General features: G+C 64.2%; 1 protein-coding gene. It reads right to left on the minus strand.

What is annotated here, in order from left to right; translation table 11 throughout:
- Positions 1 to 116: 116 nt before the first annotated feature.
- Positions 117 to 12,389: a retention module-containing protein gene (locus ACNPAA_RS16410; protein ID WP_417891870.1), complete on the minus strand. Its 12,273-nt coding sequence runs from the start codon at positions 12,387 to 12,389 to the stop codon at positions 117 to 119.
- Between the last annotated feature and the right edge of the window lie 51 nt (positions 12,390 to 12,440).

Here is a 12,440-nt window from a genome sequence, read left to right on the forward strand (position 1 = left end):
TGGTGTTTTTGCTCATGGGGGGAGCGTATCTAAGGAGCAGGATCAAGCAAGCAGGAAAGTGGGATCAAGAGACGATCGTCTCATTTTTCCTGTGTCAATACTGTTCCGGTGAATACTTACCCGTTGAGATCATCGAGCGACCCGACCAGGGTCACCACGCTGGTCCCCGCCCCCTGCACCGAGACGGCGCCTGCCGCCCCCAGCAGGGTCAGCACACCGTGCTCCACCCGCAGCACCATGGAGATGGGCGCACTGCCCGCATCCACGTCCTTCACGCTGATCCCGGTGAGCGACAGGGAGCCATCCTCTTTCACCTGCAATGAGCCCGGCACCTGGGTGACAGGGGCATCATTGACTGGCTCGACCTCGATGGGCAGCACGTCGGTATCGCTCAGGGGGCCACCGCTGCCGGTGTTGCCAAGATCATTGGTCACCATGGTCAGGGCATCCTGGCCATTGAAGTCCTGCTCGCCCTGATAGGTCACGCCCCCTGCGAGCAAGGCATTGATGGCATCCTGGGAACCGCTCAGCACCAGGGTGTTGCTGCCGCTGCCGCTCACCGTCACGCCACTGCCCGCCGCCAGTTCCAGGGTACCGTGCAGCACGGAGAGGGTGACAGAGAGGGGGCTGTTGCCCGCATCCACATCGCTCACCTGCAGCCCGTGAATGGTGAAGGGCTGATCTTCCTGCGCCACCTGGGGCGTCGTTGGCAGCTGGTTGACGGGGGCATCGTTGACCGGTTGTACCAGGATGGGCAGCACATCGGTGTCACTCAGGGCGCCACCGCTGCCGGTATTGCCCCGATCGTCCGTCACCATGGTCAAGGCGTCATTGCCATGGAAGTCCGGGTCGCCCTGATAGGTGACGCCGCCCGAGAGCAGGGCATTGAGATCCGCCAGGGTGCCGGTCAGCACCACATCGCCGGTGCCGTTGCCGGTCAGGGTCACGCCGCTCCCGGCCGGCAGGGTCAGGGTGCCGTGCTCCACCGAGAGGCGTACTTCCATGATGCCGTTGCCCGCATCCACGTCCTTGACATGCAGACCCTGGATGACGAACGGCTCGTCCTCCTGTGCCACCTGGGGATCATCGGGCAACACGTTGACGGGGGCGTCGTTGACCGGACTCACATCGAGATGGATGGTGCCGTTCACTTCGGGGCCGAGGGCGCCGTTGTCCAGGCTCTGGGCCGTCACCTTGATCGCCATGGCGCCGTTGGCGTCGTTGGTCACGAGCTCCACCGCGTCGAGCTTGCCGCCATCCGTGATGACCTGCCAGCGGCCACCGCCAAGATCCACCACGGTGCCGTTCACCCCGCTCGGCAGGCGGATTTCTGCCCCGTCCGGCACCCCTTCCAGGGTGACGCGCACCTGCTCGGGCCCGTTCTCGTTCACATTGCCGGCATTGCCGCCGGTGGCATGGGTATCCCGGGTCTCCAGCCCCAGATTCAGGGTGATCACATCCCCCTCGGTGCCGCTCGCCTTGTCCTGCAGATCGGCGATGATGGCATCCCCCACCGGCTTGACGGTGACGGTGAAGCTGCCGCTGGTTTCGAGCGGCAGGGTCAGTCCCTGGTCCAGGGTGAAGGCACTCAGGGTGAGATCCACTGTGCCGCTAAAATCTGCCGGCGGGATCAGGGTCAGCTTGGAGAAGTCGGTGCCCACAGGCACCTGCCACACCCCACCGCCGTTGTTGACCGCCGGGGCGGACAGGGTGAAGCCATCCGGCACCCCCTTGATCTGCAGCCCGACGATCTGCTCGGAGCCATCGTTGTCGATGAGGCTGGCCCCCAGCCCCCCCAGACTCACGCTGCCATCTTCCTGGCCCGTGACGTTCTGGACCGTGAGGTTGGCCGGATCGTTCACCGGCAGCACCTCGAAGCTCACGTTGCCGCTCCAGCTCCCCCGAACCGTGCCCGTGGTGGCGGTATCGAGAATATCCACCGTCACCGCCAGCGGCACCTTGCCGCTGAAGTGTTCTTTGGGCACGAACACCAGATCCTTGAGATCCGCCGGGTTGTTCACCGTGAGGGTGGAGACCGGCTGGCCGTTCTTGTCGAGGAAGTGACCATATTGGGGATCCACGGTCACGACCACCTGCTCCACGGTCTCGAGACCGCCATCGGCCACCGAGGGGCTGATGTCGGCGAGCTTGACCGAGAGATCGAGATGAATGTCGGTGTCTTCCAGGTTGTCAGGCTGGCCGTCGCCGTTTACGTCCTTCACGTTCAGTTGCAGCTCCGGCAGGCCGTCCGCCCCGCCGTTGATGTCCACCTCCGGGGTGATGGAGAGGGTGACGTCCTTCTCCACCATCTTGGTGTCACCGCTCACGGTGTCGGTGTTGACCAGGCGCACATTGAAGTGCAGGCCGTCACCGGCATAGTCTTGCGGCAGGGTCAGGGTCAGGGTCAGGCGGTCGAGATCATCGAGGCCGCCCGGCAACTTGATGAGGTACTCGCCGTTGACGAAGTCATAGGTGAGCCCCTGTACGTTGACGCCCGGAGGGAGACCAGTGATGACGATGCTGAGCTCGTCGTCCCCGATGTCCGCCGTGCCCAGGGTCACCATCTGCTTGAGCTGGCTGCCGAAGTTGACGCCGTGATCCTCCACCCCGGTGATGGGGGTACTGTTGTCAAAATCGACATCGGCGGCCACCTGACCCGAGTGGGTCGCGCCATGGAAGTCGGCGCTGGCGGTGATCTCCCGATAGGCCGGGGCGCTCACATCCCCCTCGTTGTTGTCACCAAGGTCGACCACCCTGGCGCTCACCTTGAAGGTGACGGTGCCGGTGAAGCCATCCGGCGAGCGCAAGGCATAACTGCCGAGGGCGTCGTGGGGAACCGTCCAGTTGCCCTTGCCATCGTTGATGCCGCCCACCACCACGAAGCCGGGGGGCAGATCGCTGATCACCAGGTAGTCGATGACCTCATCGCTGCTGGGGTCCAGATCCTCGAACACGAAGACGCCGTCCAGCGGGATGTCGTGCCCGTCCGGGCTCTCCAGCTGACCGGTCTGCACCAGGTTGCCATCGGGCTCCACCACCGCCTGGATATCCACATGCAGGGTGCCGTCGATCACCTTCTGGGCAGTGGCGCTGGAGTCCACATCCACTTGTGTCACCGTGACATGGCTCTGGAGGGTGGTGTCCCTGTCGCTGTCTTCGGGCCCTTTCACCAGCAGCTGGCCACCGCCGAGCAGGCTTTGCAGCTCGGCGTCGCTCAAGTCCACGGCGCCGCCGCTCACGGTCAGCTGGGTCTCGACCCCACCCACGCGGATCCAGACTTCATACCCGGGTTCGATACCGGAGAGGCTGAGGTGGGTCACCTTCTCGGCGCCGTCGGTCAGGTCAGGCTGCCAGTCGAGGACGGTGAACTGATCCTCCAGGCCATGGCTGGTCTTGGCGTAGTCGGTAGCGTCGATGGCCGGCTCCACCTTGATGGTGAGGGGCACGTCGAAACTCTTGTGGTCGCCGTCATTTTCGGTCACCACCACGTGGCCGACCAGGTGCAGATCGGCGGTGCTGTTGGGGGGTGGCTGGATCTCCAGGTTGCCAAGGCTGGTCACATCCACCTGATAGAGAGGATTGCCCTTGCCATCGAGCCCGGCGAAGGTCAGGGTCAGCTCCTTGCCACTGCCGTCGAATACCTTGGCCCCTTCCGGCAGCCCTTCCAGCACCAGGTTGAGGGTTTCCGAGTGATCGAGCGGGGTATCCGTCCACTCCCCCGAGGTGAGCTTGAAGTCAAGGGGCGCCCGGCCATCCTCCTGGATGGTGATGCTGTAGCCGTTGCCATCCTGGGTCCAGTCGGTGGTATTGAGATCGAAATGGGGTTCATCCACCACCCCCACCAGATCCACGTGCAGGCTCTGGCTGCCGGTCTCCTTCTCGTTCACCACGGTGTGGGTCTGGCCGCTGGCATCGGTCAGAATGGCGGTGTCCTTCACCACCCCCTTGATGGTGAGATCGAAATCGACGTTGCTGTTTTTGGGCGGCAGCAGCTTGAGGTCATTGATGCGGTCATAGGGCACCTCGTAGTAACCGTTGGCATCCAGGGTGACCGCCACCCCACCCAGCAGCAGGGTGGCACCGGCGGGCAGGCCGCTGATGCGCACGAACAGCTGCTCGGAGCCATCTGTGGTGTCTCCCAGATGGGCGAGCCCAATCTTGCTGCCCAGATCGATCAGGGTATCTTCCTTGCCCTGGATCTCGCGCACCGTCAGCTTGGCGTCGTCCGCCAGCGGGTTCACGTTGACAATCACCTCCAGCGGATCGCCGAGGGCCGTCTCCTTGCCGGTCACCACCGGGGTCTTCTCCGTGCTCACCGGGGTCACAATGAGCTTGATGTCACCGCTGTAGTCCTTGCCGGGCACCACCGTCACCTTGTTGATGTCGCCACCGGCCACCGTATAGAGGCCGTTCGCCCCCGGGGTGAGCACCTTGCCGTTCAGGGTCAGCGAGCCCTGGCCGGACGCCCATTTGATCTGGTAGCTCAGGGTCTCGGAGCCGTCCGTATCGGTGAGACCCGCCTTGACGTTGAGGGCGATGCCGCTGCTGTCCTCGTCCGTGGTGTAGTGCTGGTGCGTGCTGCCCGCATCCCACAGGGGTTTGTCGGCAATGCCCTGCACCGTGATGTCCAGATTGCCGGTCAGCACCGGGGGCTTGCTCCCCTCGGTGACCCCCACCTGCAACTGCACCGGGAAGCGCAGCGGAGCACCTCCGTTGTTGTAGCTCGAGTAGTCGTGGTTTGGCACAAAAGTGACACCGGTGAGCTGGAACTTGTCATCGGTGTTGGCCACCGCCACCATGGCCGCGGGCGGCACCTCATACCAGGTCTTGCCCCCCTGGGTGATGGTGGTCAGTGCGACGCCGTTGAAATAGAAGGTGCCGTGAGCATTGGCCGGCGCCTGGATCAGCAATTTCTCGACGAACTCGCCCCGATCGTAGTCGCCGATGTCCAGGGCCATGGTGATGGGGATGCCATGAGTGGGATCACTGGCCCCCGCATCCTCGGCGCCGGTGACTGCGCTCACGGTGAGCTTGCCCGCCTCGTCCCATATGGTCAGGGTCAAGACACCGTCATCGGTGTCCCCATCCCCGTCCACCAGGTGGAAGTCGATGGTCTGCACCAGGGTATTGTTGCTGTGATTAACGCCGGATGTCGCCGTGAAGCTGTAGTTGCCCTCGGCACTGATCACCAGGGTGCCGATCACTTGTCCCGTGCTGTCGGTGACTGCAATGCTGGTGTTGCCGCTGGCGGCGATGGGGTGCTCGGTGCCATTGATGGTCACCGATCTCACCACCGCATCGTCCGCCCCCTCGCTGGCAGTGGCCAGCAGATCGCCGGTCACTTTCGCCCCTTCATTCAGGGTCTTGCTCGCGTCCACGGCCACCGGCACGTCGTCCTGCACGCTCACATGACCGATCACTTCGGCGCTCAGATCCCCGTCACTATCCCGTGCCTGCAATGGCAGCTGGATATCCAGCAGATCCTTGCCCTGGACGCTGTGATCCAGATTGCCGGTCAGCTCGAAGGTGTAGCGGCCGGACACATCCAGGGTCAGCTTGAAGATGAGCTTGCCTGCGCTGTCCTTGCCAAGGTAGACACCCGGCTGGCTGTCTGCCCCTATGGTGACCGCCTTGCCCCCCGACGTCAGGGTATTGAGGGCGTTGAAGCGGGCTACATCCAGTTGCAGGGAAACCACCCGGTCACTCCCGGCGGCGATCGTCACCTGGCCGATGGCAACCTCTCCCGTGCCTGACGGGCTGGTACCCCCATGCTGGCCACTGCCCCCGTTGAGGTCCGACTCCTTGACGGTCACCCCCTCGATGGCGGTGATCACGGGATCCGCCGCATCGGTGATCACCGCCGTGGTGCTGCCGGTGATCACACTGCCGTCGCTGTCGGTCACCTTGACCGGCAGGCTCAGGTTGAGCTTGTCGTCAGCCCCGTGATCCAGGTTGGTGTGTACCGTCACCTGGTAATCGAGGGTTGCCTGGGTGTGGGCTTCGATGCGCCCCGGCACGCTCGGCAGGGTCACCGTCAGCACCAGGGTGCCGCTCGCAGTCACTGCCTGGAAGCCGTGGCCATTGCTGCCCGCCACCTCTTGCCAGGTGAGGGTCTCGCCGTTGTGGGTGATGGCCTTGCCACTCCCATCCACGACTTGGCCCGAGAGGGTCAGCCGCACGTCCACCACGGGATCGGAGTCCGCCGTGATGGTCAGGGTGCCGGTGGCATGCTGATCATCGCTGGTCTGGTTGTTGGCGGCACCGTCGAAGCGCCCTTCACTCACCGTCACGCCGGTCAGGGTGAGGGTCGGTTTGTCCCCTTCCGAAATGCGGATGTTGAGGGTGCCCGTGGTGCTGTCGTTGTTGCCGCTGCCCTTGTCGCTGTCGACGATGTTGAGCTTGAACGGCAGGTCGGTGGCGTTACCGCCGCTCTGGTGAACCCCCTGATAGAGGGTCACCTTGTAGTCAAAGCCGTTGCTGGCAGCGTTGTCCAGCTTACCCACCAGTTCGACCTGAAGCACCTCGACGCGCTGGCCATTGACTTCCACATAGCCCTTCAGCACCTGGTTGCCCGGGATGCTGGCATCGCCGTCGACCAGCTCGTATTTGACGCTCTGGCCCAACGCAGTCAGGGCCGGCTGCTCGCTGATGTCGGCAAACGACACCTCGCTCACCCGATCCGAGCCCGCATTGACCTGGAAGTGGCCGGTGCCGGTCAGAGTATTGCTGCCGTCGAGCCCACGCTCATCCAGGCTCACTCCGCTGCCCGCCACGAAGTGCGGCGCATGGCCGTCCTTGATGGTGAGCGGCAAGTCGGTGGAGACCCTGTCCCCATCCTTGTCGGTCAGGGTGACGGTGAGCGGCAGGTCGAGGGATTCGCTGCCCTGGTGATCCAGCTCGGCCCCCAGGGTCACCTTGGCGGTGACGCTCCAGTTGCCGTTGTTCTCAACGAGGCTCAGCTCGGCCCGCAGCACCTCGCGGCCGTCCGCGCTGGTCCCCACCAGCTCGCCGTTGGCATCCAGGGTGAAAGTCACCGGGCTGCCGTGGCTGCTGTACTTGCCATCCAGGCTCTGCTGAATGGCGGCGATATCGAATTTGAGGCTGCTCGTATCGAGTGCATCAGCCCCGTGGCTCACGGTGAAGCTCATGTGGCTCACCACATCCTTCGCCCCCTGGTTCGCCTCCGTCATCTCGGTGCCGGTCACGGCGCTGATGACCGGATTGGCCCCGTCGCCGATGGCAACGCTCAGGGTGGAGGAGACTTTATCTCCGTCACTGTCGGTCAGGGTGAAGCCCACCTTGAGCAGACTGTCTGCGCTCCCCTGATCCAGCGGCTGGTTCAGGGTGAAGATATAGTGACCGTTCTGATCCAGCGTCAACGTGAAGACGTTCTGGCCGTTGACGGCGCCGCTGATGCTGTTGCCGCTGATGGTGATGACCACGGGCTGGCCGCCGCTGGTGAGCCCCTGCAGGCCGGGCTGGCTGGCATCGAATGCGATATTGACCAGGGGATCGGCCCCGGCGGTGATGGCCAGATCCCCGGTGAGGGTCTGGGCCGCGCTCCAGTCGCTGTCCTCCACCAGGGTGAGGGAGACGGGGTCGACCTGGGGCAGCACGCCGTCGGTGATATGAATATTGAGGGTGCCAAGGTTGCTCTTGTCCCCGTCAAAGTCGGTGCCTTGCACCTGCAGCCCCAGGTTGACGCTGTTGGTGCTGACCGGTTGATCCAGCACGCCGTCGAGCACCACCTGGTACTTGCCATCCAGCCCCAGGGTCACGGTCAGAATGCTCTTGCCGCCCGCATCCAGCAGGGTGATGACGTTGCCGTTGACCTGATAGTGGGTCGGCTGGCCGCCGCTGGTGAGGCCATTCAGGCCGGGCTGGTTCGCCTCGAAGTTGAGCGACACGAGGCGATCACTGCCCACATTGACCGGCAACTGGCCATCCAGGCTCTGGCTGGCCCCGCCCTCCTGCAAGGTGACCCCGCTGTCGATGCCAAGATGAGGATCGGCCGCATCGGTGATCACCGCCGTGGTGCTGCCGGTGATCACACTGCCGTCGCTGTCGGTCACCTTGACCGGCAGGCTCAGGTTGAGCTTGTCATCCGCCCCGTGATCCAGGTTGGTGTGTACCGTCACCTGGTAATCGAGGGTTGCCTGGGTGTGGGCTTCGATGCGCCCCGGCACGCTCGGCAGGGTCACCGTCAGCACCAGGGTGCCGCTCGCAGTCACTGCCTGGAAGCCGTGGCCGTTGCTGCCCGGCACCTCCTGCCAGGTGAGCGTCTCGCCGTTGTGGGTGATGGCCTTGCCGCTCGCATCCAGCACCTGACCACTCAGGGTCAGCCGCACGTCCACCACGGGATCGGAATCCGCGGTGATGCTCAGGGTGCCGGTGGCATGCTGATCATCGCCGGTCTGGTTGTTGGCGGCACCGTCGAAGCGCCCCTCGCTCAGGGTCACACCGGTCAGGCTGAGGGTCGGGTTGGCCCCTTCCGAAATGCGGATGTTGAGGGTGCCCGTGGCGCTGTCGTTGTTGCCGCTGCCCTTGTCGCTGTCGACGATGTTGAGCTTGAACGGCAGGTCGGTCGCAGTGCCACCGCTCTGGTGAACCCCCTCGAACAGGGTCACCTTATAGTCAAAGCCGTTGCTGGCAGCGTTGTCCAGCTTGCCCACCAGTTCGACCTGAAGCACCTCGACGCGCTGGCCATTGACTTCCACATAGCCTTTCAGCACCTGGTTGCCCGGGATGCTGGCATCGCCGTCGACCAGCTCGTATTTGACGCTCTGGCCCAGGGCGGTCAGGGCCGGCTGCTCGCTGATGTCGGCAAACGACACCTCGCTCACCCGATCCGAGCCCGCATTGACCTGGAAGTGGCCGGTGCCGGTCAGAGTATTGCTGCCGTCGAGCCCACGCTCATCCAGGCTCACTCCGCTGCCCGCCACGAAGTGCGGCGCATGGCCATCCTTGATGGTGAGCGGCAAGTCGGTGGAGACCCTGTCCCCATCCTTGTCGGTCAGGGTGACGGTGAGCGGCAAGTCGAGGGATTCGCTGCCCTGGTGATCCAGCTCGGCCCCCAGAGTCACCTTGGCGGTGACGCTCCAGTTGCCGTTGCTCTCCACCAAATCCAGCTCGGCCCGCAGCACCTCGCGGCCGTCCGCGCTGGTCCCCACCAGCTCGCCGTTGGCGTCCAGGGTGAAGGTCACCGGGCTGCCGTGGCTGCTGTACTTGCCATCCAGGCTCTGCTGAATGGCGGCGATATCGAATTTGAGGCTGCTCGTATCGAGCGCATCAGCCCCGTGGCTCACGGTGAAGCTCATGTGGCTCACCACATCCTTCGCCCCCTGGTTCGCCTCCGTCATCTCGGTGCCGGTCACGGCGCTGATGACCGGATTGGCCCCGTCGCCGATGGCCACGCTCAGGGTGGAGGAGACTTTATCTCCGTCACTGTCGGTCAGGGTAAAGCCCGCCTTGAGCAGACTGTCTGCACTCCCCTGATCCAGCGGCTGGTTCAGGGTGAAGACGTAGTGACCGTTCTGATCCAGCGTCAACGTGAAGACGTTCTGGCCGTTGACGGCGCCGCTGATGCTGTTACCGCTGATGGTGATGACCACGAGCTGGCCGCCGCTGGTGAGCCCCTGCAGGCCGGGCTGGCTGGCATCGAATGCGATGTTGACCAGAGGGTCGGCCCCGGCGGTGATGGCCAGATCCCCGGTGAGGGTCTGGGCCGCGCTCCAGTCGCTGTCCTCCACCAGGGTGAGGGAGATGGGGTCGACCTGGGGCAGCACGCCGTCGGTGATATGGATATTGAGGGTGCCAAGGTTGCTCTTGTCCCCGTCAAAATCGGTGCCTTGCACCTGCAACCCCAGGTTGACGCTGTTGGTGCTGACCGGTTGATCCAGCACGCCGTCGAGCGCCACCTGGTACTTGCCATCCAGCCCCAGGGTCACGGTCAGAATGGTCTTGCCGCCCGCATCCAGCAGGGTGATGACGTTGCCGTTGACCTGATAGTGGGTCGGCTGGCCGCCGCTGGTGAGGCCATTCAGGCCGGGCTGGCTCGCCTCGAAGTTGAGCGACACCAGGCGATCGCTGCCCACGCTCACCGGCAGCTGGCCATCCAGGGTCTGGCCAGAGGCCCCTTCCTGCAAGGTGACCCCGCTGTCGATGCCAAGGCGGGGATCCACACCGTCACTGATGGAGACAACCAGATCGGCGCGGGTCTCGTCGCCATCTATCTCCTTGGCGGAAACGGTGAGCCCGAGGGAGAGCTGGTCGCTGCCCTGATGGTCCAGAGGCCCATTGAGGGAGACGGTGACATTGCCGTCGATATCACTGCCATGTTGGCTGGCGGTCAGCTCGGCCTTCAGCACCTCGACCCGCTTGCCATTGCCATCCAGGTAATAACCCGTCAGCAGGCGATCACCGGTGAATTCGAAGGTCAAGGCGTGGCCGTCGCTGCTGATACCGCTGCCGTTGAGACGGGCCAGGGTTGCACTCTGATCCGCGAAGACGGCACTTGTTGCCACCAAGGGATCGGACTGATGGCCCACCACGAACTGGCTCTGTCCCACCACCGCCGCCGGATTGGTGAAATCATCCTCCGTGAGGCTGATGGGGGCGATGGTGAAGTCCGGCGGTGTGCTGTCCACCAGGTTGACGGTGAGATTGGCGCTCACCCGATCCCCGTCGCTGTCGCGGTACTCCAGGGCAAAGGGCAGGCTCAGGCTATCCTGGCCGTGATCCAGGCTCTGGTTCCAGACGATGCGATAGCTGCCGTCGTTGGCCAGGGTCAGGGTGAAGACGGTCACGCCCCCTGCGCTGGCGGTGAAAGTCTGGCCGCTGACCTGGTAGGCGAGCGCCGTCCCGTGGCTGGTCAGGCCAAGCTGATTGAGGGCACTTTGATCGGCGGCAAAACTCACCTGCAGGTTGCCATCAAGCCCGGCACCGGTGTGCAGGGATCCGGTGGCACTCACCGGCCCCTTGGCGAGATCCGCCTCGGAGAGGGTAAGCACGTCGCTCTGACCGATGAGAGGAGCCCCGTCGATCACCCGGTTGCCCGCCAGATCCGTCACCTCGGCGCGTACCTCGTAGGGGCCCTGGATGCTGGAGAGATCCAGGCCTCCCAGTTGCCAGCGGCCGTCACTGCCCACCAGGGCACTGCCGCTGAAGAGGGTCTGGCCATTCTGGCCAACCAGGGTGATGGTCACCCGCTGCCCCGCCTCCACGTCCGTGGTACTGCCGCTCAGGGTGACCTTGTCATGGCCGAGAATGCTGTCGGTATCGAGATCGTCGATGTCGATGGCGGCACGGGTATCCACCGTCACCGTCAGGGTGTCACTGGCCCGGTTGCCCGCGATGTCCACCGCATCGACGCGAAAATCATGGGGGCCATCGGCCAGGGTATCGGGGATCTGATATTGCCAGTTGCCGTTGCCATCCACGGTGAGCACGGCCATCACCTTGCCTTCCAGGGTCAGGGTAACGGTAGCGCCAGGCTCCCCCTTCCCTTGCAGAAGTGGTGTGGTGTCGCGGGTCAGATCATCGGTCTGGCTGGCGCCGGTGTCGCTCTCGTCCGCCAAATCCAGGGTAATAGTGGTGATGGTGTCGAGCAGGGTCTGGCCGGTGTCGCTGGCCCGGTTGCCGGCTGCATCCTGGGTATCGGCCTGGATGGTCAGGGGGCCGTCCACCAGCTTGCCGGTGACGTCGCCGAAGTTTGCCTCCCAGACGAAGCCGGGCAGCACCACTGTGGTGGTGGTCAGGCGATTGCCATCCTGATCTATCAGAGTGACGGTGACGGTCTGGCCGACTTCCACATCCTCGACAAAGCCGCGAATGATGACGCCGGTCGCCTCGTCGGCATTGATGATGTTGTCATCGGTCTGGGGCTCAGTGATGGTGATGGCCGCCAGCAGATCCTGATCTTCGGCATAGAGCAACTCGTCGCCCGGCTGGCGCGCCTCATGGCTGGTGTCAAATCCCGCCTCGGCCAGAGTCGCATCATTGATACGATCCACCACCACGAAACCGCCGGCGCTGGAGCCGGCCACACCGCCAACCGTACCGGCCGCCGCGTTACCGGCCGCGGTCTCCTCAAACAGTTCGGTCGGATCAGCCCCCTGACGGATCGCCCCCTGACGGATCGCCTCCTGGAGGCTCGCCAGCTCGGCATCGGCACCGGCGGGCAGTGCCGCCTCGGGCTGGGTGGGCTCGGGGCGTTCGCTGCCAGCCTCCGCCAGCTCCACCTGTCCGTCGGATTCGGTGAGCAGGCGCATCCCGGGCTCCAGTTGCATGCCAAGGGTAGCACGGCGCAAAGAGCCGTCCGCATCCATCACAAACACAGCGCCCTCCACCTTGGCAATAAGAGTCGGTTTATCGATTCGCAGCTCGGCCATATATCCTCCAACGGGTAAACACAGACTTCCCAGCACATGAAGCGTAAAGGG

It is taken from the genome of Aeromonas sp. PS2Canimalfood6 (assembly GCF_048276795.1).
GTDB lineage: Bacteria > Pseudomonadota > Gammaproteobacteria > Enterobacterales > Aeromonadaceae > Aeromonas > Aeromonas caviae.

Coding starts and splice junctions, on each gene's coding strand:
- ACNPAA_RS16410 (WP_417891870.1), bottom strand. CDS start 12,389: ATGGCCGAGCTGCGAATCGATAAACCGACTCTTATTGCCAAGGTGGAG.